Source organism: Candidatus Villigracilis vicinus (assembly GCF_016702885.1).
In the GTDB taxonomy this organism is placed as follows: Bacteria; Chloroflexota; Anaerolineae; order Anaerolineales; family Villigracilaceae; genus Villigracilis; species Villigracilis vicinus.
The window spans coordinates 98,847-123,598 of record NZ_JADJDD010000030.1 but is presented as its reverse complement, the minus strand read 5'-3'; the positions used below and the strand labels follow the sequence as shown (position 1 = coordinate 123,598).

The 24,752-nt window shown below is 51.8% G+C and carries 26 protein-coding genes; 16 read left to right on the top strand and 10 right to left on the bottom strand.

Annotated features, from left to right (window positions below; all coding sequences use genetic code 11):
• Positions 1-33: 33 nt before the first annotated feature.
• The 4 genes from IPG80_RS21365 (at position 34) to IPG80_RS21350 (ending at position 4,675) form a co-directional block, all read left to right on the top strand.
• Positions 34-963, top strand: a complete 930-nt coding sequence (locus tag IPG80_RS21365; protein ID WP_345111641.1) for an SH3 domain-containing protein — start codon at positions 34-36, stop codon at positions 961-963.
• A gap of 317 nt (positions 964-1,280) precedes the next feature.
• On the top strand, positions 1,281-3,890 hold the full coding sequence (gene gyrA / locus IPG80_RS21360; RefSeq protein WP_345111638.1) for a DNA gyrase subunit A: 2,610 nt from the start codon (positions 1,281-1,283) through the stop codon (positions 3,888-3,890).
• A gap of 96 nt (positions 3,891-3,986) precedes the next feature.
• A complete protein-coding gene (locus IPG80_RS21355) occupies positions 3,987-4,262 on the top strand; it encodes a type II toxin-antitoxin system Phd/YefM family antitoxin (RefSeq protein WP_345111635.1) in 276 nt (91 codons plus the stop codon).
• Complete coding sequence (locus IPG80_RS21350; RefSeq protein ID WP_345111632.1) at positions 4,259-4,675, top strand: type II toxin-antitoxin system VapC family toxin; 417 nt, start codon at positions 4,259-4,261, stop codon at positions 4,673-4,675. The genes IPG80_RS21355 and IPG80_RS21350 overlap by 4 nt, the downstream gene beginning before the upstream one ends.
• 87 nt (positions 4,676-4,762) lie before the next feature.
• On the opposite strand, the gene IPG80_RS21345 is transcribed toward IPG80_RS21350, so the two are convergent.
• From IPG80_RS21345 to IPG80_RS21330, 4 genes are all read right to left on the bottom strand, one after another.
• Positions 4,763-6,268 (bottom strand): sulfatase, encoded by a 1,506-nt coding sequence (locus tag IPG80_RS21345; protein WP_345111629.1) that lies wholly within the window; start codon positions 6,266-6,268, stop codon positions 4,763-4,765.
• Between the two features lies 1 nt (position 6,269).
• Positions 6,270-6,836: an HD domain-containing protein gene (locus tag IPG80_RS21340; RefSeq protein ID WP_345111626.1), complete on the bottom strand. Its 567-nt coding sequence runs from the start codon at positions 6,834-6,836 to the stop codon at positions 6,270-6,272.
• Positions 6,837-6,899: 63 nt separating this feature from the next.
• Entirely contained in the window at positions 6,900-7,547 is a 648-nt protein-coding gene (locus tag IPG80_RS21335) for an ElyC/SanA/YdcF family protein (RefSeq protein ID WP_345111623.1), read from the bottom strand.
• A 4-nt stretch (positions 7,548-7,551) separates the two neighbouring features.
• The gene (locus tag IPG80_RS21330) at positions 7,552-8,562 is read right to left on the bottom strand and encodes a PhnD/SsuA/transferrin family substrate-binding protein (protein WP_345111621.1); all 1,011 of its coding nucleotides are present in this window, start codon (positions 8,560-8,562) and stop codon (positions 7,552-7,554) included.
• A gap of 122 nt (positions 8,563-8,684) precedes the next feature.
• Between IPG80_RS21330 and IPG80_RS21325 the strand changes: the two genes are divergently transcribed.
• A complete protein-coding gene (locus tag IPG80_RS21325; RefSeq protein WP_345111617.1) occupies positions 8,685-9,356 on the top strand; it encodes a DUF4230 domain-containing protein in 672 nt (223 codons plus the stop codon).
• 60 nt (positions 9,357-9,416) lie between these two features.
• Here IPG80_RS21325 and IPG80_RS21320 read toward each other — a convergent pair whose 3' ends face one another.
• Positions 9,417-9,569: a hypothetical protein gene (locus IPG80_RS21320; protein WP_345111614.1), complete on the bottom strand. Its 153-nt coding sequence runs from the start codon at positions 9,567-9,569 to the stop codon at positions 9,417-9,419.
• An 8-nt stretch (positions 9,570-9,577) separates the two neighbouring features.
• Entirely contained in the window at positions 9,578-10,117 is a 540-nt protein-coding gene (locus IPG80_RS21315) for a membrane lipoprotein lipid attachment site-containing protein (protein ID WP_345111611.1), read from the bottom strand.
• Positions 10,118-10,345: 228 nt separating this feature from the next.
• Between IPG80_RS21315 and IPG80_RS21310 the strand changes: the two genes are divergently transcribed.
• The 6 genes from IPG80_RS21310 (at position 10,346) to IPG80_RS21285 (ending at position 14,572) form a co-directional block, all read left to right on the top strand.
• Positions 10,346-10,915: a DUF5655 domain-containing protein gene (locus tag IPG80_RS21310; protein ID WP_345111608.1), complete on the top strand. Its 570-nt coding sequence runs from the start codon at positions 10,346-10,348 to the stop codon at positions 10,913-10,915.
• Positions 10,916-11,374, top strand: coding sequence for a hypothetical protein (locus IPG80_RS21305; RefSeq protein ID WP_345111606.1), 459 nt, complete (start codon positions 10,916-10,918; stop codon positions 11,372-11,374). It abuts the gene before it with no gap.
• A 58-nt stretch (positions 11,375-11,432) separates the two neighbouring features.
• Complete coding sequence (locus IPG80_RS21300; RefSeq protein WP_345111603.1) at positions 11,433-11,795, top strand: hypothetical protein; 363 nt, start codon at positions 11,433-11,435, stop codon at positions 11,793-11,795.
• 115 nt (positions 11,796-11,910) lie between these two features.
• Positions 11,911-12,333 carry a TIGR03667 family PPOX class F420-dependent oxidoreductase gene (locus tag IPG80_RS21295; RefSeq protein ID WP_345111601.1) on the top strand — a complete coding sequence of 141 codons (423 nt, stop codon included), beginning with the start codon at positions 11,911-11,913 and terminating at the stop codon, positions 12,331-12,333.
• Between the two features lie 4 nt (positions 12,334-12,337).
• Positions 12,338-12,991, top strand: coding sequence for an HD domain-containing protein (locus tag IPG80_RS21290; RefSeq protein ID WP_345111599.1), 654 nt, complete (start codon positions 12,338-12,340; stop codon positions 12,989-12,991).
• Positions 12,992-13,069: 78 nt separating this feature from the next.
• Positions 13,070-14,572 (top strand): M1 family metallopeptidase, encoded by a 1,503-nt coding sequence (locus IPG80_RS21285; RefSeq protein WP_345111596.1) that lies wholly within the window; start codon positions 13,070-13,072, stop codon positions 14,570-14,572.
• A gap of 89 nt (positions 14,573-14,661) precedes the next feature.
• Here the strand turns inward: IPG80_RS21285 and IPG80_RS21280 are convergent, their stop codons facing one another.
• Entirely contained in the window at positions 14,662-15,306 is a 645-nt protein-coding gene (locus IPG80_RS21280) for a MarC family protein (protein ID WP_345111593.1), read from the bottom strand.
• Between the two features lie 270 nt (positions 15,307-15,576).
• On the opposite strand from IPG80_RS21280, the gene IPG80_RS21275 reads away from it, so the two are divergent.
• The 4 genes from IPG80_RS21275 (at position 15,577) to IPG80_RS21260 (ending at position 20,849) form a co-directional block, all read left to right on the top strand.
• Positions 15,577-16,191, top strand: coding sequence for a GGDEF domain-containing protein (locus IPG80_RS21275; RefSeq protein WP_345111590.1), 615 nt, complete (start codon positions 15,577-15,579; stop codon positions 16,189-16,191).
• A gap of 363 nt (positions 16,192-16,554) precedes the next feature.
• Entirely contained in the window at positions 16,555-17,613 is a 1,059-nt protein-coding gene (gene pheS, locus IPG80_RS21270; RefSeq protein WP_345111587.1) for a phenylalanine--tRNA ligase subunit alpha, read from the top strand.
• A gap of 328 nt (positions 17,614-17,941) precedes the next feature.
• A complete protein-coding gene (gene pheT / locus IPG80_RS21265; protein ID WP_345111585.1) occupies positions 17,942-20,467 on the top strand; it encodes a phenylalanine--tRNA ligase subunit beta in 2,526 nt (841 codons plus the stop codon).
• Between the two features lie 88 nt (positions 20,468-20,555).
• Positions 20,556-20,849, top strand: a complete 294-nt coding sequence (locus IPG80_RS21260; protein WP_345111583.1) for a hypothetical protein — start codon at positions 20,556-20,558, stop codon at positions 20,847-20,849.
• Between the two features lie 40 nt (positions 20,850-20,889).
• Here the strand turns inward: IPG80_RS21260 and IPG80_RS21255 are convergent, their stop codons facing one another.
• From IPG80_RS21255 to ablA, 3 genes are all read right to left on the bottom strand, one after another.
• Positions 20,890-21,519 (bottom strand): NBR1-Ig-like domain-containing protein, encoded by a 630-nt coding sequence (locus tag IPG80_RS21255; protein ID WP_345111580.1) that lies wholly within the window; start codon positions 21,517-21,519, stop codon positions 20,890-20,892.
• A 12-nt stretch (positions 21,520-21,531) separates the two neighbouring features.
• The gene (locus IPG80_RS21250; protein ID WP_345111577.1) at positions 21,532-22,149 is read right to left on the bottom strand and encodes an NBR1-Ig-like domain-containing protein; all 618 of its coding nucleotides are present in this window, start codon (positions 22,147-22,149) and stop codon (positions 21,532-21,534) included.
• 79 nt (positions 22,150-22,228) lie between these two features.
• Positions 22,229-23,557, bottom strand: a complete 1,329-nt coding sequence (ablA, locus tag IPG80_RS21245; RefSeq protein WP_345111574.1) for a lysine 2,3-aminomutase — start codon at positions 23,555-23,557, stop codon at positions 22,229-22,231.
• A 187-nt stretch (positions 23,558-23,744) separates the two neighbouring features.
• On the opposite strand from ablA, the gene speB reads away from it, so the two are divergent.
• Positions 23,745-24,635, top strand: coding sequence for an agmatinase (speB, locus tag IPG80_RS21240; protein ID WP_345111571.1), 891 nt, complete (start codon positions 23,745-23,747; stop codon positions 24,633-24,635).
• Positions 24,636-24,752: the final 117 nt, after the last annotated feature.

Here is a 24,752-nt window from a genome sequence, read left to right as displayed (position 1 = left end):
GTGTCATAATTGGGTTTGAAACTGGAGAAATTCATGCTGCGTCCGAAACGACTTGTTCCATTCATCCTGCTTGCCCTTACCGCCTTGGCGTGTGCCATTCCCAGTGTCACGCTGCCGGGCGCGGGGTCTATTAGTACCTCTGCTGCTGAGACGGTGATCGCCGGGCTTACTCAAAGTGTGACTGAGACATTTACTCCGAGTATCACCCCCACCTTTACCCGAACCTTTACGCCGACGCTGGTCTATCTTTCACCACGCGTGCCCTCGGAGACGCCAACTCTGGTTGTATCTGCGGGAGCTGAAACATCAACGCCCGTTGCTACAGAGACTGCCACCCAATCTCCTGTAACCATGAGCGTTTCGCGCCCCACAAATTGTCGGACGGGTCCGGGCAAGTCGTATGAGGTTGTTGGCTCGCTGTTGGTAGGGGATACTGTGCCTGTGCTTGGGCGTGACCCGACCAATGAATATTGGTATATTCCCAATCCGTATGTGTTCACTGAATTTTGCTGGGTTTGGGGCGAATATGCCACCTTTACCGGAAACCAGCTTTATTTGCCGGTGGTTCAACCTCCACCTACCCCCACGAGCACGGCGACAACCGTACCCACCATTGAATATAGTTTGCAGAGTGCCGGATCATATTCCTGTGACTCCAGGCGTTGGGTGAACATTACGATCACGAATGAGAGCGAATATCTGCTAAATTCCATAAAGATCGTGGCACAGGATAAGACGCGGAATATCACGCGTTCGGTAACTTATAATAACTTCCCGATCGTAACGGGATGTGATGGATTAACCTGGATCGAAACGATCGGCGGCGGTTCTTCCACGATCGTCTCTGGACCGAAGTTCGATCTCAATATACGCGGGGATAAGCTGGATGTCTCCGTTACGATCTGTACCGCGGAGGATCTGGCAGGTATCTGTACGACACGTGAGATCAAGATCACTCCGTAAGAAGACCCATGACTGAAACCCAAACGGGCATCTGTATTGGTTGCAGATGCCCGTTTGCTTTAATTATTTATGTAAAGACTAAGCGCGAATTCACATAAGATTTTCTGACTTTGCAGCGATCGTGAGACCAAAAGCAAGGGGACTTGACGCATCTCTTCTTTCCCCGTAAGATAAGCCCCGCAATAGAACATTAATTCAAGAATTAAACACAAGGGAATGGGCTTAAAGTGTTGCACTGGGTTTAGCGAAAACGCACAAGCGGATTTTCTGCATGCCCCATGCGTCTTTTGTGTTTAGAAAAAGGTTTTGGAGCCAATATGGAACTTGGTATCGTACGAAAAATTGACATTGACACAGAGATGCAGCAGGCGTACCTCGATTACGCCATGTCGGTGATTGTGTCACGCGCGCTGCCCGATGCCCGCGACGGCATGAAGCCGGTACAGCGCCGCATTTTGTATGCGATGTATGACATGGGCATCCGCGCGGATACGGCATATAAGAAGTCTGCTCGTATCGTCGGTGAAGTGCTTGGTAAATATCATCCACATGGCGACTCATCTGTGTATGAGGCGATGGCTCGTCTTGCGCAGGATTTTTCGATGCGCACCATGCTTGTGGATGGACAAGGCAACTTCGGTTCGGTCGATGGTGACCCGCCTGCTGCGATGCGTTATACCGAGGCGCGACTAACCGCCGCCGCGCTCGACATTTTGACTGATCTCAACAAAAATACAGTGGACTTCACTGCGAACTTCGACGACACACTGGAAGAACCGAGTGTGTTGCCCGCTGCGATTCCGAATCTGCTCGTCAATGGCGCGACGGGTATCGCGGTCGGTATGGCGACGTCGATCCCGCCGCATAACTTAAGTGAAGTTGTGGACGCCCTCGTGTTCATGCTCGAACGCTGGGAGAAGCTCGACGATATTGACGTTGAACAGTTGATGAAGTTTGTGAAGGGACCAGACTTCCCAACCGGTGGTCTCATCATTGAACAGACCGGCGAAGAAGGCATTGATGCTGCTTATGGCTCCGGTCGCGGACGTGTGATCGTGCAAGCCAAGGCGCATGTCGAAGAGATGGAGCGCGGCAAGAGTCGCATCATCGTCTCCGAATTGCCGTACATGGTCAATAAGTCCAGCTTGATCGAACGCATCGCCGAGCTGGCGCGTGATGGTCATCTCGAAGGTCTCTCGGACCTGCGCGATGAATCAGACCGCCAGGGCATGCGCATCGTGCTCGAACTGACCAAGAACGCCGATCCTAATTTCGTTCTGCGTGACCTGTACAAGCGCACTCCGATGCAGACCACCTTCAGCATCAACCTGCTGGCATTGGTGGACGGCGAACCGCGCACCTTAACTCTCAAGCAGGCACTCCGTGTCTATTTGGAGCACAGGCTCACGGTTATAAAGAGGCGCGCGGAATTTGACTTGGATAAAGCCAAAGCGAGAGCCCACATCCTCGAAGGGTATCTCGTCGCGTTAAAAAATCTGGATGAATTGATCGAACTGATCCGTTCCGCGCCGGATGTTGAAACCGCTCGCACCAAACTGATGAAGCGTTATAAGCTCTCGGAGTTGCAGGCGAACGCGATTCTTGATATGCAGTTACGCAGACTCGCCGCGCTCGAACGCAAGAAGATCGAAACTGAATACAAAGAAGTGACCGGCATCATCAAAGAGTTGACCACGCTCTTGAAGACTCCCAAGATGATGCGTGGTGTGGTGGCGGATGAACTTCAGAAAGTGAAAGCCGCGTATGGCGACCGTCGCCGCACACAGATCATCAATGTAAAAGACGGCGCGAAGGGCGGCAAGGCGCTCACCGCCAATGATACGCTCCCACAGCAAGTCGTGTGGATCGGCGTGACGGATGATGGTCTCGTCTCGCGCACCGCAGACGAAAAGCAACCAAAACATTCCGGCAACGATGCACCCAGATTCCTGGTGAAGGCATCAACGACCGATACGATTTTCTTCGTGAGCAAACTCGGCAAAGCCGCTGCTGTGGCCGCGCATTTGATCCCTGAAGCCAGCAAGATGAGTCAGGGCATTGCGTATCATAAGGTCTCGCCGCTGAACGATACGGACGCACTGGCGGCAGTGTTCTCATTACCTGCCAGTAAATCGTCATTGGGTGAAGAGACTTGTGTCATTACCATCACGCGCTTCGGTATGATCAAGAAGAGTCTGCTCACCGAATTGCCCGGACCTTCCTCGCAGACTTTTGTGTTGGCGAAAGTCAACGAAGGTGACCGCCTCGGTTGGGTGGGTGTGACGGATGGCAAGAAGAAGGAAATCCTGCTGGTGACTGCCAGCGGTAAGGCGATCCGTTTCAAGGAAGATGATGTGCGCCCGATGGGTCTTGTCGCAGCGGGTGTGAACGGTATGAAGCTGGAAGACAAGGATGAAGTCGTTGGCGCGGAAATTTTGCCCGTGGATGGCGAGATCTTCCTGTTGACCAATGATGGCAAAGCCAAACGCGTAGACCAGAAAGAATTCCCCGTGCAAGGACGTTACGGCAAGGGTGTGGTCGCGTGGGACTTGCCGAATAAGTCCACACTCTCTGCAGTTGCCACTGGCAAACCGAATCATGTTCTCACCATTCACATGAGCAAGGGCGCGCCCAAGTCCGCCCGGCTGGATGCGGCGGCTGTCAGAAAACGCGCTTCCTCGAAGGGTGACCTGGTCGTTGAAGTGAAACCTGGCGAGACGATTACTGCGATTGCCTTTGGTTGGATGTTGGAGAGTTATATCAAGGTGGCGAAGACGGAGGAGCCGAAGAAGGAAAGTGGAAAGAAGAAAGAAGTGAAGGCGACTTCAGCGAAAAAAGCTGCTAAGCCGATTGCGAAGGTGAAAGCGAAGCCGGTGAAGAAAACGTCAAAACCGGTAAAGAAATCACCCACGAAGAAAAAGAAATAAAGTCAAAGACCTCGGAGAAGTTTGAGAATTCCGAGGTCTTTTTTATCTTGACGGTAATCAACTCAGAAAGTAAGATGTAGTCACAGAGGTAACCACATGGCGCGAAAGCAAAAGAAAATGGAAGAGATCGGTATACGGGAGTTGAAGGCGCACGCCTCCGATGTGGTCCGTGCCGTAAAGGAACAACGCGCTCGTTATGTGATTACGCAGCGAGGCGTGCCTGTGGCGGTGATCATTCCCATGGATGCCATGTTGCCAGAAAAGAACAACGGCGAGGCATTGGAAAAGATGATGGAAATCCGCAGGAAACTCAGTAAGAGCAAACAAAATAAAAAGAGTTCAGTTGATATTCTTTCGGAAATGCGCCGATGAAAAATGCTGTCACTGTCGATGCCAGTGTTTTTGTGAATGCGTTTAGTTCTGACGAGAATGGCAGCGATGAAAGTATGAATTTTTTGTCTCAATTGAGCAAAGATCGGGTCTCTTTGATCCAGCCAACTTTATTCCTGCCGGAAGTTGCCGCTTCGATCGCGCGTAAACAGGACGATACAGATGCCGCGTTGGAATTGGAACGGGAACTCAAAGATTTTCTCAACATCACACTCGTTGATCTGGATGAAGACATCGCCGATTTTGCCAGTGAGATTGCCGCAAAACACCGCTTGCGGGGTAGTGACTCGGTCTACGCCGCTGTTGCCTTGCGATTTGGCACAGAATTGATCTCACTGGATAAAGAACAACTGGAGCGATTGCCCAAAGTCCTGCCCGTACGGAAGCCTGGATAAGGCACTGAAAATTTAGAAATCCAGAAAATAGAGCTCCAGGATTATTAATCCTGGAGCTCTATTTTCTCTTATCTCGCAAAATAAAATCTATTCCTCTTTCAATTCCTGCAAACGTTTTGCAAGATCTTCCTGTATGGCGCGATAATCTTTCTTGCCTGCCATGTTTTGCATTTCATAAGGATCATTGACCAGATCGTATAGTTCCACTTCACCGGTAACGTATTCGGTGTATTTCCATTCCTGGGTGCGGATGGCGTAGAACTCAGGGATGCTTGAGCCGGTGCCTTCATCTGTGGGCCAGTGTTCGATGAGAAGCGCATCTCTCCACGGGGCATTGGGATCTTCGAGCAGGGGCGCCATATCCAACCCGTCCACACTTTCTGGGACTTGGAAACCTGCCCAATCTGCAATAGTGGCGTAGAGATCAATATTGGCAACCAGGCTGGTGTCTGTGCGCGGCTCGAAATAGCCCGGCCCATACACAATGAATGGAACCTTGGCGCAGGCTTCGTATGGACAATTCTTCGTCACACCGAAGCGGTGATCGCCAAGGGTTAGTCCGTTATCGGTGGTATAGATGATGATGGTGTTCTCATCCAGCCCGGCTTTCTTGAGCGCCGCGTCGATGGAAGCGACGCCGTCATCCACCGAAAGGAGCGAGCGTAGGATCTGTAAATGGGCGGTATCCAGTTTTTCTTCAGGGAGAGGCGATAAGTCTCCGATGTACTCTGGTTTATCGCGGATATTCTCCTCGTTGAAACTGGGCGGACGATACTGTACCCAGTCCCAATTGGTGCTGGCGCGGAAGGCGTCTTTGTGGCGCGGCGCACAGATGTAGGGGGAGTGCGGATTGTAGTAATTGACCGCCATGAAGAATGGACTATCTTTTGAGTCGCGGATGAAAGCAAGTGCCATGTTGGTGATGATATCCGCGCTGAAATTGTAATCGTTGCGTTTGTAATCAACAGCTTCGCCGTTCTGAGAGAGTGTAAAGTTGTAGTAATACTGCAGATTCCCCGCATCTTCGTTGTTGACAAGATTCTTGCCAAGGAAGACGTTCCAACTATCCCAGCCTGGAGGCACAACCCCGCGCGGAGTCAGGTCGTCGTACCCGTTCATGTATTTACCAAGATAGGCAGTCTCGTATCCGCTGTCTTGAAGTTGGATCGAGAAACTGGTGCTGGCATCGAACTTGGAAGCACTTCCCCTTGGCAGGGTGTTCGTCAATACTTGATGGTTGTGTGCATACTGCCCGGATAAAATGCTGGCGCGGCTTGGGCAGCAAAGCGGAGTGGTGGCGAATCCGTTCTCGAAGACCACGCCGTTCTGCATCAACTCGGTTTTGACGAAAGGCATGTAGTCAACGGTGTGATAGGGCTGGTCGTCTGTGACGATGAGGATGATGTTCGGTCGTGAGTCATTCATCCGTTCGGCGGATGCGGGGGTTGTGATGTCGATATCGAAAATGGTCGGTTCATGATCGACGACAGGTGTGGGTGGGGTATAGGGGGCGGGTAGTTCTTCTGTGGTGCCAAACGGAGACAAGCAGGCGGCAAGCAGGAAGGCTAACCCAAAAAGTAAGCTCCGTTTCATATCACCCTAGATTTCCAACAAGGTCCAGTTCGGGCGCGATCTTGCGCATGGCTTGGATCACATTGCCTACGTGTTCCCAGACATCGATGCCGAATCCTTTGGCGGCGTGTTCCATTTCTTCGCGGTTGGTTCCAGCGGCGAAAGCTTTATCCTTCCACTTCTTTTTGACGGAGCTGGCTTCAAGGTCATACAACGAACGCGACGGGCGCACGAGTGCCACTGCGGTGATCAACCCGGTCACTTCATCGCAGGCGCAAATGGCTTTGCGGCGCATGGTATCGCGCGGCATGTTCAAGTGGTCGGCATGGCTGAGGATATCCTGAATGATATCTTCAGGGACGCCGCGTTCGCGCAGCATGGGGGCACCGGCTTGCGGGTGTTCTTCAAGTGTGGGGTGAATTTCCCAATCGAAATCATGCAGCAGACCTACCAAACCCCAGGTTTCCACGTCTTCGCCGAATTTCTCGGCGTAGAACCGCATGGCGGCTTCGACCGAAAGCATGTGCCGTACCAGGCTTTCGCTTTTAACATATTCACGTACAAGGGCAAGGGCTTCTTCGCGATTCATGAAATTCTCCAAAAATTTTTTCACCTCTGGAAACACAAGGGTTACAGAGGTTTTGTAGAAAGGCTAGTATATCGGTTCTGGTTCGCCCAATATGGGCAGCGGCTTGACGATGAGCAAGTCCCATCCGGCTTGGAAGACGGCAAAGGTTTCGCGGAAGTTCCACCAGGAAACGGCACGATTGCGGAAATTACGGTTGTTGGCTTCCACGCCAATGGAATCAATACCGAACCAGTTGCAAAGAGTCAGTGCTCTTGGCATGTGGAACTCCTGTGTGATCAGGATCGCCTCTTCTACACCGAAGATATTTCTGGCGCGATAGCAGGTATCGTACGTGCGCCTGCCTGCAAGATCAAGCACAATATCTGCGTCTGGCACGCCGCGTTCGAGCGCGTATTGCCGCCCGGCTTCCGGCTCATTGTATTCAATGAAACTGTTATCGCCGCTCATCAGGATCTTGTCCACTTTACCGGCGAGATATAAGTTTACAGCGGTTTGCATGCGGTCGCTCAAGACGGGTCCCGCCGAGCCGTCGCGCAGCAGACCAGCACCAAAGACGATGGCAACGCGTGTAACGGGGACATCCTCCACTGTAAATATTCTCGGGCTGGCATACATCTTCATGATGAGCCCTGGCATTACTAGACCAAAAGCAGCGAGTGCGCCGGTAAGGAGCGCAGCCCGCAAGAGGAACATAATCGATTTTTTCAACACGATATTATTCTATCAAATCCAACAGGTTTAGCCCTGAAGCATTCACCAGAGCGATGAATTCGGTATAGGCGGCATCTTCCACGGGTGCCATTTCATCAAAGCCATATATGGTTTGCATGGCAGCTTTTCCGTCAGGCGTGCTCATAAAGTCGATCAGCGCACGTTGGACCGTCCGCCGCATTTCGAACGGCAGCTCGGCAGACATGGAAATATTTTCATACGGAATGACCTTTGGCATGCGCCAAGCCACGCGGACCTTGTCCATAACATCGGGGTAATCTGCTTCGAGGATGGGTGATGTGCGGGCATCGACAAAGGTTGCCCCGAAATCACAAATATCTTTGGCGTAGACTCCTCTCACCACGTTGGGTTGACCTTCAAGGAATGCCCCGGCTCGGGTCTGGACCTGAATCTGACTCAGCAATCCGAACGGCGCCACATACCCCGAAGGTGAGGTTGTATCACTCCAGCAGGGTTTCTTGTCTTGAAATTGTTTCAAAGCGGTGGCGGCATCTGCGATGTTCTCAGCGCGGACATCATCGAAGTAGGTCGTGAACTCACTATCACGGTTGATGATGATCTGCGCGCCGTAGAACATTTCCCCATTGCGGACGCGTGCCAACACGGCAGTGACCGAACCGTCTGCACGGGCGAGTGTGAAGGCATATGGTGAAAGGGATGCAATGTGTGCGTTACCTTTCGCGAGCGCTTCCACCAACTCCGCTTCGGATGCAGGGATGACGGTAACAATGCGGTAGCCGCTTCGTTCTTGAAGATACGCGGCAAGCAGGTCGCCTGCGGCGAGTACAACTTCGGTTGGATGCGGGGTGGGAGCCAGAGCGAGGATCAAAGGATTCTGGTCCGTGCCCGGCTCAGCGGTGGCAAGCGGCGCCTGTGTGGAAGAAAGAGTGGCTGTAGGGATTGGGCTTTCCGTGGGAATCGCGAGGGTCACTTGCAACGGGAAAGAACATCCAAGCGTACATAACAGTGTTAAAAGAAATAGAGTTTTTTTCATCGTTTTTGCCCTCCAGGATGATGAACTTGCTATGCTGCATCGGGTCATAAATCAGCCTGCCTGGCAGGAAGTGTAATTTATGACCGTGAGTATTATATAATAGTCAAAATGAAAGGAAGAAAATGAAAAACACGTTCAGCACAATTATGTCCATCCTGATTTTGGTAGTGCTTGCCGCCGGGGTCTATTTTATCGTACAGACCGTGCGCGAGACTGCCGTTTCGGCGGCTCAGCCGTTCGAGCAGGTGAATCAGGCAAACCAGGCGTTGCAGACTCAGGTGGCGCAATTGGCGAACCCCACGCCCACGATCATCCCTGATCCGGTCACGTACATCAATGAGATCCGCGCACTGGCTCGTTTGGAGACGATCCAGTACAGCATTGAGAAGGTCATCACTGCCGAAGTAGGGCAGGGTACCTTTGGTTTTGCCTTTGGCGACAAGTTATTGTTTGTGGCGCATGGCATCGTGATCGCGGGCATTGACATGGAAAAACTTCAGCCAACCGACATGACCTTTGATGGCAAGGTATTGTATGTAAATTTACCGCCTTCCGAGATCTTTATTGCCACCCTTGATAATGAAAAATCCTATGTGTATGACCGTGATACCGGGTTGCTTACCCAGGGGCAGGTAGACTTGGAGACTCTGGCGCGTCAATCGGCGGAGGATGAGATCCGCAAAGCTGCGTTGGAGGATGGCATCCTTGTTCAGGCACAAACGAATGCCGAGGCATACCTGATCAAGTTCTTTAGTGCGCTTGGTTTCAGCACCGTCATTTTCCCTGTGGAATAACCATATTAAACGTTCCCCGAAACTAGAGTTTCGGGGAACGTTTGCTTTTAAGTATGGAGTTTATGGTGTGCAACTCACGGGGAAGGTGACCTGTTCCACAAGCTCGTTGGGGGTCAATATTTTTAGTTTGACCCAATATTCGTTGGGGGCATTGATTCGGTAAAACTCGTTGATGACTTGTGTCCCTGCCTCTTCGTAAATAAGCGTTCCCACATCCGAGACTACACCCGTGCTGGCTTCCCATTGCCAGGTGAGGAGAGTGGGTCCGTTTGCGTCGATGGCTGCTTCAAAAAAGACTGTCTGTGGGAATTGGTCACAGCCGACGGAGATGCGGTTCGGTTCGACGCGCAGATCTGCCTTGGTGATGGTAACCAGGGGGCAGCCGCGACGGGCAGTTGTTGCATATCACCGCCTTCCTCTGTAACTTCAGCGGAAATCCAACAGAAGCCGCCTGGGTTGATGGGATCTTCAACCTGCCACCAGGTGGCAGTGTTGTCACGTCCGACGGCAATGAGAGATCGTCCATTGCGGATCTCGCTCAGGCTCAAGTAGACCGTGCCAGGACCAAAACGGCAATTGGCTGTCTCCGAAGTCACCTGCACTGGTATCTCAACCGGGGTGGCGGTTGGAGTGACAGGCAGCAGGGTAGGGGAAGGCATGGTCGTGGGGAATGCTGTTGGTTCGGGGGGAGGCGGGGTGTTGCGATTCGTGCATCCCGCAAGGACAAGTATGAGTCCTGCGAGTAGAACAAGGCGTTTCATCTTTCCTCTTTTCTTGGTTTGATATTTAACTCTCCATCGGCGTTGGAGAAGCAGGGCAACCGGTTCGATCACCCACCATATCTATTTTACTGTAACAAGGAAATCGTCAATTCGGTACGGAAAATGGTACTGGAGGGTGGTTGATTTATTAGAAAATATGTTCTATAATTATAACATTACCCTTATCTATGGAAGCTTTAGCAAACAAACAGTAAAAGGAGTTTTGAAATGAACAGTGTGGATAAAGCGATTCAAACCCAACTTGACAACATCCAAAAGAAGACCGGCAAGTCACTGGCGGAACTGGCGGTGATCGCCCGAAAAAGCGGGTTGACCAAACATGGCGAGCTTCGTGAGATGTTCAAAACGGAACTTGGGCTGGGGCATGGCGATGCGAATATGCTCGTCCATCATGTCTTTCAGTCCGATGGAGCCAGCGTTGCTGAAGGGAAAGATACGGATGCCATTCTGAATGAAATTTATACCGGTGCAAAAGCCGCTCAGCGATCCATTCATGAGGCATTGATGAAGCATATCAATGCCTTCGGGGAGTTTGAGGTCGCGCCGAAGAAAGGTTATGTGAGCCTGCGGCGCAAGAAACAATTTGCCATGCTCGGACCCAAAACCAATACACGCTTCGAAGTGGGCATCAATGCCAAAAACCTCAAGAAAAACGTGCGCCTCGTCGAACAACCCACGGGCAGTATGTGCAATTACATCGTTGCCCTGACCGACGCGAAGGAAGTGGATGCCGAGTTGATCGCGTGGATCAAATCTGCTTATGAAGGAGCGGGGTAAATGTCTGAAGATTTTAGAAAAAACTTATTGCAATTAATGACCGAAACCTTCGAAAAGCCCATGGGGATTTACCTCGACCCAGGCACATCACTTTTTCAAACGCTGGAAACGGTCTCAGCGGCAGAGGCGTCCATTCCTGTTGGTAATAAATGTGCCTCGCTTGCCGCCCAGGTGGCACATGCTACGTTCTTTATTGAGTCCTTCGAACGCTTTGCCCTGCAAGGTGATGCCAGCCCAAGAGATTGGGGCGAGATCTGGCGCACTGTAGAAAAAGTAACACCAGAAGAATGGGAGACATACAAAACAAAACTCCGCGACGCCTATAACCGTATGATCAACCTTTTCACTCAAAACCCAACCTGGAATGAAGACACAATGGGCGGCGCTTTATCGATTGTCGTCCATTCTGCCTATCATCTCGGCGAGATTCGACAAGCGTTGTGTACCTTGCAAAAATAAAGGAGAGCGGCATGACCTTCAAAACTGCCAAAGACCTGAGCGAAGATCAAAGTAACCCATGAAGTGGATCATCACCCTCCTTGTTATTTTGACTGCCGGGTACATGTTCTTCGACGGTGCGCATGCCTTGGTCGTTGGCGATTACATCACGCCAACAGATGGCGAGTACGCCGGTCAGCTCGGACCGTGGGCTGGGCTTGTGGCTTCCATTGGCATTGATCCACGCTCAACCTTTATGAAAGTTATCTTTGTGGTGTATGGATTTTCCACATTGGCTGTGCTGGCGGGGTTCGTCACTCAGCAACCGTGGGGACGGAGTGCATTGCTCGTTATGGTTGTGCTTGGGTTGTGGTATCTGCCGTTCGGTACAGCCATAAATATTATTGTGATGATGCTTTTGTTCTTGAAAAGAAATGGATAAGCATGAAAAAATATTTTCTCCGTAAGAACAGGCTGGGCAGCTTGCCCAGCCTGTTCGTTTATAATGACGAAGATAAGCCGCAACAATGATGACATGAATTTTATGGAGGAAGAGCATGATCGATTTCAAATCCAAACTTGGGCGCAAAGCCTTGCGCCACCTCAAACAGGAATACTTTATCTGGTTCACTACGGTCGATGCGCACGGCACACCCCAGCCGCGCCCGGTGTGGTTCGTGTTGGAAGGCGATACGCTCGTGCTGTATAGCAAGCCGGATGCATTCAAACTCAAGCATATCGTGAACAATCCGCAGGTCTCACTGCATTTCAATACACCCGACCCCAAAGGGGAAGAAGATGTTATTGTCTTTGGCGGGGTTGCGAAGATCGACCCCAAAGCCGAAGCGGTCAATAAGAACAACGCCTATGTACGCAAATACCGCAGCGGTATCAAAGGATTGTCCTCTTCACCGCAGAAATTCGCAGAGGAGTATTCCACTGCGGTTCGCATTAAACTCACATCGCTGCGCGGCTGGTGATATGATGAACGCAGAGATCGTTCAGAAAACAGCTGAGTACATCCGCAAGGAATTCTCGGACGATTCTTCCGGGCATGATTGGTGGCATATTTACCGCGTCTGGAAGAATGCCATTGCCATCTGTGAGATCGAAAAAGCAAATTCTTTTATTGTGCAGCTCGCCGCACTCTTGCACGACCTCGACGATTGGAAGTTTAACGAATCTGGCGATGAAACCCCGCATCGCGCTAAAGCCTGGCTTGACGCTTGCTCCGTAGACTCGGTCACTGCCGAAAGCGTATGCAAGATCATCATGCACATCTCCTATAAAGGCGCAGGCGTCGAAAACAAAATGGACTCGCTCGAAGGCTTCATCGTCCAAGACGCCGACCGTTTAGATGCCATCGGCGCCATCGGCATCGGACGTGCCTTCGCCTATGGCGGCTACAAGAATCGCATGATGTACGACCCGGACTCTCCACCTCAAATGCACGCCAGCTTTGAAGAATACAAGAACAGTAAGAGTGCCACCATCAATCACTTTTATGAAAAGCTCCTTTTATTAAAAGACAGAATGAACACCCAGACCGCCAAACGGATCGCGGAAGAACGTCATCAGGTTATGACGAAATTTTTGGATCAGTTCATGCTCGAGTGGGAAGGCGCAGATATTCAATAGGCGAATCCCTCCGGGAGAGGGTTGCCGTCTGCGTGTGATGTGCTAAAAATAGATATACCCAAGCGTAAAGGAAATTTCATGAACCGTTCCACCCCAAAACTTGCCCTGCTTTTATTTGTGCTCCTTGTGTTTGTGATGCTTGCCTGTCAGACACTTGCGCCAACACCAGCACCATCTACGGCAACAACGATCCCTTCCACACCGCCCACGGAACAAGCCACTGAAGCTGCCATAGACCTGCCCCCCGACCCACTTGCCGGGACGGATGGGATGGGCGACTCGCTTTACCCTGATTTTGGCAACGGCGGCTACGACACTCTGACGTATACCCTCGATATCACCATCAATAATGTCGATACGAGCGAACTCGAAGCGACAACCACCATCGAAGCCATCGCCACACAGGATTTGAGCCGCTTCAACCTGGATTTTGCCGGGTTCGAGATCACCAGCCTCACGGTCAATGAAGAAGCGGCTGAGTTTGAAAGAAATGGTCAGGAGTTAACCGTCATCCCCGCCCAAGCCTTGTCAAAAGATGAAACCTTCACGGTCGCAGTCTCTTATCAAGGCGTTCCTACACCCATGACTTCGCAAGCCCTGCCTTTCCCCACCGGTTGGATCGCTTACGACGGCGGCATTTTTGTGTTGAGTGAACCCGATGGCTCGGCAAGTTTTTATCCCGTAAATGACCATCCGCTTGATAAAGCAACCTATACCATGATCGTCACCGCGCCCAAGCCCTATGAAGTGGCAGCCAATGGTGTACTTGCAGAAACAAAAGATAACGGTGAATCCACTACGTATACATTTACCGTCCGCGACCCGATGGCGAGTTATCTCACTACCATCAACATCAACGATTTCAATATCGAAACAATGGAATCTGATGGCGGTATCCCCATCCGTAATTACTACGCTGCCAGCCTGCCCGACGATATCAACAAACCGTTCGCGCGCCAGGGTGAAATGATCGATTACTTCAGCGAACTGTTTGGACCTTATCCCTTTGAGGTTTATGGCGCACTTGTTATGGATACTGAGTTCGGCGCCGCGCTCGAGAATCAAACCATGTCCATTTTTGGTATCGATATGGTGGATCTTGAGGATATTGAAGGTTCCGAAGCAGTCGTTGCTCATGAACTCGCCCACCAATGGTTCGGTGATAGTGTCAGCGTCGCCGATTGGGGCGACATCTGGCTCAATGAAGGCTTTGCATCGTATAGCGAAGGGTTATGGGTCGAATATGATTATGGAAAAGATGGGCTCGATGAATGGGTCACTGCTGTTTACAATGAAGTAAAAGAATACCCCGATTTCTATCCTCCGCCCGGCGACCCTGCCGCGAACGATCTCTTCAACGGCGGCGTGTACTTGCGCGGCGGGTTGACCTTGCATGCCCTGCGTCTTGAAGTCGGCGACGATGCCTTCTTCGAGATCATCCAAACGTATTACGACCGCTACAAATTTGGCAACGCCACCACCGAAAATTTTATTCAGATTGCGGAAGAGGTCAGTGGTGAAGACCTTGGCGATTTTTTCGATGCCTGGTTGTTCGATGAACAACTTCCGCCCATGCCATAGGATTAAACGAATGACGGTCACATAAAAGGTGACCGTCATTCGTTTAACGCATCTAACTTAACTCGCGCCTGATCCAGCGCTTCTATCTTTTAGCCGCCTGAAAGCATCCTCTGTACGATGGGTGTCAGCCCGGCAAAGAAAAACTCCACGGCGATGACCATTACGATCAAGCCCATTAATCGCAGCATAACTTTATTCCCATTTTCGCCAATGATGTGAGTAACTTGTTTTGCACCAAGCAACAACAAATAGGTGAACAGCATAATGCCGACGATGATGCCCAACACAATGCCCTGCTCCATTGCAGACTTGGACTCGTTCATCAGCAGGATCGAAGTGGTAATAGCGCCCGGTCCACAGATGATGGGGATACCCAATGGTGTAATAGAAATATCGTTGATATATTCGTGATTGGTCTCATCGTCAAACTGGGTTCGGGTGAGGCGGGCTTGCAACATTTCATAGCCCATGAAGAAAAAGATCACTCCGCCTACCACCCGCAGGCTATCCACTGAAATGGAGAAGAAACGGAATATCCACTGTCCAGTCAGTGCAAAAGAAAGCAAAATAGCCGCCCCAGTGAATGTTGCTTTGCGTGCCACCCGGTGAGACTCCTGAGGAGACAGTTTGGCGGTCATGGCTGTGAAAACGGGCACGACACCGATGGGGTTGACCATGGTGAACATTGAAATAAAGCTCAATAATGCAAACTCAAATAAGGGTGAAACGGTCATAATTCTCCTGGGACATTTGGGTGGTGTGATTTTATTCAATTAGGTGTAAGATGATAACCCGTTCATCGAAATTCCACCGACAAATATACCAAATAGCTATGAAACCATCTGTTGGCACACTTCCAAGAAAGAACACATTGCTCACCCTGCTCCGCCGGTTCGGGGTTTGGCGCATGACCGTTGCTGCCACCTTTCTGGCAGTTTTTGCGTCGATTTTTATAGCCGGAGCAACCCTCCTGGTATTTGAGAGGGAACTTTTCTTTAATTGGCATGCTACTTGCCGTAATAATCCCGCTTCTGCTTGCACCAATTTCCTTATATAACAACTTCTCGTTGGTTCATCGCTTGGATAGTGCAGAAGAACAACTCCGGATGCTGTCTCATATGGATGAACTTACCGGCGTTTTTAATCGGCGTTATTTCTTTGAGCAGGCTTCGCGTGAATTAGAGCGTGCCAAGCGACATAAAAATCAGTTTTCGGTCGCTATTTTAGATTTTGATAATTTCAAAGACATCAATGATGTATACAGTCATTTGGCTGGCGATGCAGTTCTAAAGCATGTGGCGCAGATCTGTGTTGCGGGGCTTCGTCAGATGGATACATTTGCCCGTTATGGCGGCGATGAGTTCATTTTCCTCCTGCCAGATACCAATGCCCAGCAGGCAAAGGAATGCCTTGACCGTATTTTGGAGCAGATCGGCGCTTCGGGTTTCCAATTTGCCGGGCATAATATCTCGATCCGTGTTAGCGTTGGGGTTTCGGTGTTTCGCGGGAATATGTCAGATTTCAATGCCCTGATGCGTGAAGCGGACTTTGCTTTATACGCTGCCAAACATCAGGGCGGGATGCGCGTCATTGCGCATCGCACCTTGACAGAAGTCTGATTCCGCAGATAATAACCGCATCAAGGCTGTGACAGAGGAAAGTAGGCTGACGGAAGCCGCCAGAGATGTGCAAAGTAGTTGGTGAAATTGCACTCGACCGAACCCAGTTGAAGTTCCCTCTTGAGCCGTGAAGGTGAAGAGCGTGTCAGGTGTCAAGTTCCACGTGTCACGTTTGGTAGTCTGAACCGCAATCCCAGCGTTATCAGGGAAGCCGATGTTAGTCGGCACAAAGTGGCACGCAGAGCGTGCAATTTGGGTGGTACCACGGGAATCTTCCTCCCGTCCCATTGTGGACGGGAGGTTTTTGTTTGTATATAAGTAGGGGCGACTCGCGAGTCGCCCCTACCAAAAACGGAGGCATGTATGCAGGACAAATTAAACGAGATCGAAAAAACTGCGCTCGCTTCGCTGGCGGAGGTCAATGACCCCGCCGCGGTGGAAGCCTGGCGTGTGACCCACCTGGGGCGCAGTTCGGAATTGATGGGAGTCTTTTCCGGCTTGGGCAAACTCTCGAAAGAGGAGCGACCCGTTGTCGGTCAGGCTGCGAACCGTGTCAAGGTGGCGCTTGAGGCTGCGTTGGAAGAAAAAGCCGCAGCGGTGAAACAAGCCGCGTTGGCGAAATCCCTCGCCGAAGAAAAATTGGATGTGACCCTGCCCGGGCGTAACAAACACGTTGGGCGTTTGCATCCGTCCACGCAGCAGTTGCGCCGCGTGTTAAGCATTTTGGCGGAGATGGGTTTTCAGGTGTTCACCTCGCGCGAAGTGGAAACGGACGAGTTCAACTTTCAGCATTTGAACTTCCCGCCGCATCACCCCGCGCGCGATATGCAGGATACGTTTTTTATTGAAGCTGAAAATCGCGGTGACAATCCGATCCTGATGCGCACGCATACCTCGCCGGGACAGATTCACGCGATGCGATATTTCGCAGCGACTGACCCGAACAACCCGCCTCCTATTCGTATCGCTTTGCCGGGCATGTGCTTCCGCTATGAGCAGATTACGGCGCGTTCAGAAGTGCAGTTCAATCAGGTGGAAGGGCTCGCGGTTGGCAAGAACATCACCTTCGCGGACTTGAAAGGCACCATCGCAGATTTCGTCCGCCGCATGTTCGGTGAAGGCGCGCGTTTGCGCTTCCGCGCTTCGTACTTCCCGTTCACGGAACCGTCTGCCGAAGTGGACGTGGAATGTTTCGTGTGCGGCGGCAAGGGCTGCCAGGTCTGCAAGAACTCGGGCTGGCTCGAAATTCTCGGCTGCGGCATGGTTCATCCCAATGTGTTGATCGCAGGCGGCTACGACCCGAAGGTCTACTCTGGCTACGCCTGGGGCATGGGACCTGAACGTCAGCTCATGCTGCGCAACAAAGTCGGCGACATCCGTTACTTCTGGGGTAACGATGTGAGGTTCTTGGAGCAGTTTTAGGAAGAGCCGATATTAGATAAATCGATATTCGATAATTAGATAACTCGAATATCGTAAACGAAAGGGTGCAAGGCAAGGATTTTGTGTGCGCGCCTGAGAACGCTTGGCTCTGAAACGCTTAACTTTGTGATGGACGGGGGGGGGGGACTCCCCCCCCCCCATCCCGGGGGGGGGTTTTTTTTTGGGGGGGGGGGCCACCCGGCCCCCCCCCCCCCCGGCGCGAATCGCGCCCCCCGCGGGGGCCCCCCCCCCTCCCTGGGGGGGAAAACCTTAAGCCCCCCCCCCCCGATTTCCAAAAACCGAATCCCGCCCCCCGAAGGAGTAAATTATGAAAATACCTCTCTCATGGCTAAAAGATTTCATTGATCTCGATGGACTTTCCGTCGAAGATATTGCACGCAAACTCACCCTCGCTGGTATGGAAGTGGACGAGATTCTTTACGTCGGTCTGCCCATGCCTGTGTACAAAGAAGGCGAGAAGCACGAGTTCAAGACCAACGGCATCGGCTGGGACAAGGAAAAACTTGTCGTGGCGGAGATCCGTGAAGTGAAAGCGCATCCCAATGCCGACAAGTTGACTTTGCTTGACCTGTACGATGGTCAGCAAGATCAAGTCGTGCTGACGGGCGCGCCGAACATCTTCCACCTCAAAGGCACTGGTAAACTCGAAAAGCCCATCAAGGTGGCGTACGCAAAAGAAGGCACCACGCTCTATGATGGTCATGCCGAAGGACAGGTCTTGATGACGCTCAAGCGCGCCAAGATCCGCGGCGTGGACTCGTACTCGATGGTCTGCTCTGAAAAAGAATTGGGCATCACCGAAGAAAGCGACGGCATCATCATCCTCGACGATGATGCGCCCGTGGGCATGCCGCTTGCAGATTACATCGGGGATGCTGTGCTGGATATTTCCATCCTGCCGAACATGGCGAGAAATGCGAATGTTGTTGGAATTGCGCGTGAACTCGCTGCCATGCTCGGTAGAGATTTACGAGTTACCAATAACCAATTACCAAAAGCCAGTGGACAGTCGGTGAAAGAACTCGTTGAGATCGAAATTGGCGACCCTGAACTCAATCCGCGTTTTGTGGTTGGATTAATTCGCAACATTGAGATCAAGCCCAGCCCGTACCAAATTCAACGCCGACTCAAACTGGCGGGTGTTCGTGCCATCAGCAATATTGTCGATGCGACCAACTACGCCATGCTCGAATATGGTGAGCCGTTGCACGCCTTTGATTATGATGTTTTGAAGCAACGCGCAGGCAATAAGAAAATCAAGATCATCACTCGCGCCGCGAAGGATGGCGAGAAACTCAAGACTCTCGATGGCAACGAGCGCACACTCACCCCAATGAACGTGCTTGTCTGTGATGAAAAAGGCTCGCTTTCTCTCGCAGGTGTGATGGGTGGCGCTGAGTCCGAAGTGAGTGATACCACAAAGAACATCTTGCTCGAAGGCGCGGCGTGGAACTTCATCAACATCCGCCGCACGGCGAAGCAGCACAATCTGCCCTCCGAAGCCTCGTTCCGTTTTTCGCGCGGCGTACATCCTGCCATGGCAGAAGGCGGCGTGAGCCTCGGCTTGAAATACATGGCGGAATGGGCTGGCGGCGCCATCGCTCCCGACCTCGTCGATGCGTATCCGCTTCCGCCGAAAGATGCGGTGGTCGAGATCACCGTCAACGATGTGAAGCGCTGGCTCGGCATTGATCTCACGCTCGAAGAAATCTCCAATCTCTTATCTCGTTTGGAATTCAAGAGCACAATTACCAATAACCAATTACAAGTTACTTCTCCAAATCACCGCATGGACATTGGCGAAGGTGTCGTCGGTGTTGCCGATGTGCTCGAAGAAGTTGCCCGCAGTTACGGCTACGACAACATCCCAACCACCACCATGGCAGATGCGCTCCCGCCGCAGGTTGGCAACCCCATCCACGAGTGGGAAGAACATCTGCGTGACCTGCTCGTGGCGCTTGGCTTGCAGGAAGTCGTGTCCTATCGCATGACCTCGCCCGAAAAAGAAGGTCGCATCGCCAAGCATGATGAATACGTCCGCCTTGCGAATCCCATCGCGCCCGAAAAGAGTGTCCTGCGCCGCAGCCTCGTCGCCTCCGTGATCGACTCGCTTGAGAAGAACATCCGCTACAGCGAAGCCTTCTCGTTCTTCGAGATCGGCTCTGTCTTCGTGCCGCACAAAAATGAACTTCCCGACGAGCCGCGCAAACTCGCCATTGCGATGACCGGTCTGCGTGAAGCAACCGCATGGGATGTGAAGGATTCCCCCGCACTGGACTTCTTCGATCTGAAGGGACGCATCGAACTCATGTTGAGCGGGTTGCGCCTCACAAACATCACCTACACTGCCACCGACTCCTACTCTCACCTGCACCCAGGCAAAGCCGCCGAAGTCAAAGCGGGTGACAAGGTCATTGGCGCGTTCGGTGAAATGCATCCGCTGGTGAAGGAGCAATACGAGTTGGGTGACTCGCCTGTCCTCGTCGCCGAGTTCGACCTCGACATCATGCGCGCCATATCCCCGACTTACGGCATCAAGACCATCCCTGAGACTCCGCCCATTTATGAAGACATTGCCCTCATTGTGGATGAATCAGTGAAGGCTGAAACCGTCGAAGCGCTGATCAGGCAAACAGGCGGAAGAAGCGTGACCAACGTCCGCTTATTTGATTTGTATCGTGATGAAAAGATCGGCGAAGGCAAAAAGTCTCTGGCGTACGCGTTGACCTATCAAGCCGAAGACAAAACCATGACCGACGCCGATGCCGCCGCCATCCGCAACAAGATCGTCAAACGGCTGGAAAAAGAAGTCGGCGCGAAGCTGAGAAGTTGATGTAGTACTAACGGGATGCAGGCTTTTGCTTGCATCCCGTTTTTGTTGAGCGTATACTGAAAGAAATCAATTTTAAAAAGGAGAGATTATGAACAATAAGAATAAAGGTCTGATCGCCACTATTGCCACAGTTGTGCTCTGTGGATGTCCAGGTTTGTTCATGTGTTTCATGGGTGCAATGTATACCGGCATCAGCTTTATGCCAGGCGCGGATATCGATATAAATGGCAGCAGTGACCCCGCTTCTGCAACTGCATTAGGGGTAACGTTGTTGTGTGTGTCCATTGTTTTTATCGTGATCCCAATTGTGGTCGGGTTCTTCACCATGCGTAAAAAGCCGGAAGGTTCTGTTGAGGAAGTGCCTCCTCCCCCTGCTGCCTAACAAAAAAATCCTCCGAGAATTTCTCGGAGGATTTTTTTGTTTACACTACAGTAATGGTGATTTCCAGCGGGCAAAAATCGTTTTTTCCGATCCGTATGCGCCAGTGGCTGGTATATGTACCCGGCGTTGAGGGTGCCTGCATATCCACAGGCAATTCGACGGTGACCCCCGGCGCAACAGAAACTGAAAAGTCATACGCAGATTGCAGGTGGAATTTGTCGCCCTCGAGATAATGATAGTCTGCATTGTTGCCATCCCATTCGGAGGTTCCAATGTTGGCGATAAGCCACTTCCCAATGAATGCTTGCGATACGGGGATCGCAAAACCAGGCTCGGTCTTTAGAACCTGACACTCATATTTCCTGCCAGAAACACCAAGCGGGATCTGTGTGGGTGGCAGCGAAGGGGTAGGTAGGGCAAACAGAAAAGTGGGCGTTGCCGTCAGAGTTGGAAGCGGTGTGTTCGTGCTAGGGATGAGTGTGGCGGTCGGAGGCTGATTGGCTGCTGTTTGTGTAGCTGCAGCACCTGCGGTCAACACGATCGCAGTTAATGGGGCGTTTGCGTCAAAGGTGGGGATGGGCGCAGAAGCGGGACCGAGCGTGGGGAGGCACGCCAGCATTAAGCCCATCGCTGCTAACAGGGAGATAGTTCTGTGTCTACGCCAAAACATGGGAAAGCTCTTTTATTTTACAACGATCGACAGGTACGCATAACAAATGGGACCATCTGCCGCCCATGCCATGACATAGGTGCCGGGCTCGGTTGGGGCGTTGGCATCGATCTCGAGGTCGTAGCTTTCACCTGGCTTCAGCGCCTTGTTTATTTCGACACGCTTGGCACCCGTTGTTGCCGGTCCACTGATCATCTTAACGTCCACCCCGTCCACCCATGTGGCGGAGCCGGTGTTGGTGATTCTCCACTTAATATCGAACGCGTCGCCGCGGGAGAAGGTGGAGTTGTTTCTCGGCTTGATATTCATGATCGTGCAGGCATACTTCGGCGGGACGACAGTGAATTTTGCCGTAGGGGAAGGCAGGACGAAGGGCGTTTCAGTTGGGGTTGGAGTGTCAGCTGCCTGCAAGGCAACCGCGGAGTCTGAATTGGTTGGGGTGGCTTCGGATTTGGCAAGTTCTAATGCGGCAACAGTTCCTTCCACCGATTGATCGATCTGCCTCTGGACCTGCATGGTACCAGCAATGGCAGTGTTGACCTGATCCTGGATGTCGGCAGGCTGCTGTGAAGGCATACATGCCGCAAGCAAGGCGGCGAAGGTAATGAGTATGAGTGATTTTTTGAGCATGACATTCTCCTTATTTGAATAGACCTGACGGATTTTCACCCGTCAGGTCTAAGTATATCAGCCCCTGTATTTTGCCGTGTTAGTCTGTTGTCTCACCAGAACCGATTCCCAGCGGTTTCCACTTGCTTTCGTCTTTGAGGCGGTGCTGGATGCCGTTACGGTTGTGGAGTTCGTCGAAGCCATCAGGTTTGATGAACATTTCTTCGCCTTCAAGTAGACCGGTTAGACCCTCTTGACCGGGTTCGGGGCGTTTCAGCCCTTTGACCTTTGCAGCGTCTGAATAGACATAGTCTGTGGGCTCTTCGTAGGTTGTGATATAGCCTTCGTAGTTGCGCAGCACAACCTTATGGTCAGACATGCTGATCATGTAATTCGGCAGGACGGGAATCTTACCTCCGCCGCCGGGCGCGTCTACGATATATTGCGGCACAGCATAACCGGACGTATGTCCGCGCAGACCTTCCATGATCTCAATGCCTTTTCCGACCGGAGTACGGAAGTGTCCGGCACCTTCAACCAGATCACATTGGTACAGGTAATACGGGCGCACACGGATGCGGACGAGGTCATGCACCAACTGACGCTGAATGTGGACATTGTCGTTCACGCCTGCCAGCAGCACAGACTGATTCCCGACCGGGATGCCTGCGCGGGTGAGGCGGTCACAGGCTTCGGCGAGTTCCTTGCTGATCTCGTTCGAGTGGTTGACATGGATATTCAGCCACAACGGGTGATACTTGGCGAGCATATCCACTAATTCTTGCGTGACGCGCATCGGCATGAAGACGGGGACACGTGATCCGATGCGGATGATCTCGATATGTGGGATCTCCCGCAGGCGCGAGAGTAATTCCTCGAGAATTTTAGGCGCAAGCACCAAAGGGTCACCACCGGAGAGGAGTACATCGCGGACTTGCGGGGTGCGCTTGAGGTACTCGATCTGCATTTCAAACTCTTCACGTTTGAAGGTTTGCCCCGGGTCACCAACAATACGTGAACGGGTGCAATACCGGCAGTACGAGGCGCACTGAGTCGTGACCAGCATGAGGACTCTGTCGGGGTACCGATGAACCAGCCCTGGCACGGGGGAGTGGCGGTCTTCCGCCAGAGAATCCTCCATCATGGCAGTGAAGGCTTGCATCTCCTCCGCGCGCGGAATGATCTGCAAACGGGTTGGGTCGTTGGGGTCTTCAGGATCGATCAGAGAAATGAAGTAGGGCGTTACATCCACACGGAATAAGCCTTGGGTTTGTAAGGCTTTGCGTTCACTGTCTGTCAGCGGCAGGACTTTTTCAATGTCTTCCACCGTATTTAGGCGGTTGCTGAGTTGCCAGCGCCAATCGTTCCACTTTTCGTCAGGAACATCGGCGTAAATTTTCGCGCGTTTGGAAACAAACTCGGTTTTCATGGTTCCTCCATATTTATTCGTATGAGATCAATGATTAAATGATAAGAGAGCCGCTCACACTGGAGGGTCATGGTCAGGAAGGTAAAAACCTGAGATCTTCGGCATGGTCTGCATTGTACGGGCAAACGAAAAGCGGGTCAACCTTGCCTGTTTAAACGGTACAATTGGCAAAATAAGGAGAGCAAGCATGGCAGAGGAAGGCACTCACGGACTCTGGGGCGACCTGCATCGTCCCGATCTCACCCCCGAACAGACTGATTTTAGTGTCATTGGCATTCCATTCGATGGACTTGCCAGCGCTCGTAAGGGAGCGGCACGCGCGCCCGAGCGTCTACGCTATTGGTCGCGACACCTGACGCCTTTTAGTGAAGACCGCACCCGCTTAAAGGATATGACCATCTGTGATTTGGGCGACATTCCCATCACGGCTCCCGAATCGGACTTTGTGCTGGTTCGCCAAAAAGTGGCTTCTCTGCCCAATATGCCAATCATTCTCGGTGGTGACCATTCGGTCAGCATTCCCGTTCTGCAGGCACAGCGCGAGCGGTTCAAAAACCAGCGCCTCGGCATTCTTTGGGTGGACGCTCACCCCGACCTGTGTGACTTCTTCGACGGTTCGCGCATATCCCATGCCAACACCATGCGTCGTGCACTGGAATTCGGCATCGAACCGCATGATGTATGCATGGTAGGACTGCGTTCGTGGGAAGAACAGGAAATTGATCTCATTGAGAACGGTGGTATTCATGTCTACACCGCTGCGGATGTTGCCGAGCGTGGCATGCGTAAAATTGCCGACAGCGTTTACAACATCCTGAACGATTGCGATGTCGTACATATTTCGCTGGATATCGATTGCCTTGACCCATCTGTGGCGCCGGGAACGGGCATCCCCGAATTTGGCGGACTCACTTCACGGGATGTACTGACCCTGATCAAATCCATGCAGGATTTACCCCTGGCAGGCTTGGATGTTGTTGAGATCGCCCCATCACTCGACCCGTCCGAATCGACAGTCTTTGCTGGTTTGAAGATCATCATGGAATATATTGCTGTGGTGGCAAGAAAGAAACATTAAAAACATAATAAAAGTTACCTTCATGTATAGAACTATTTGGATTATCAGTACTGCTGAAATCAAAATATAACTTTCTTGATATTGATGCAAAGATGAATGGCACACAGGATTTTTTGG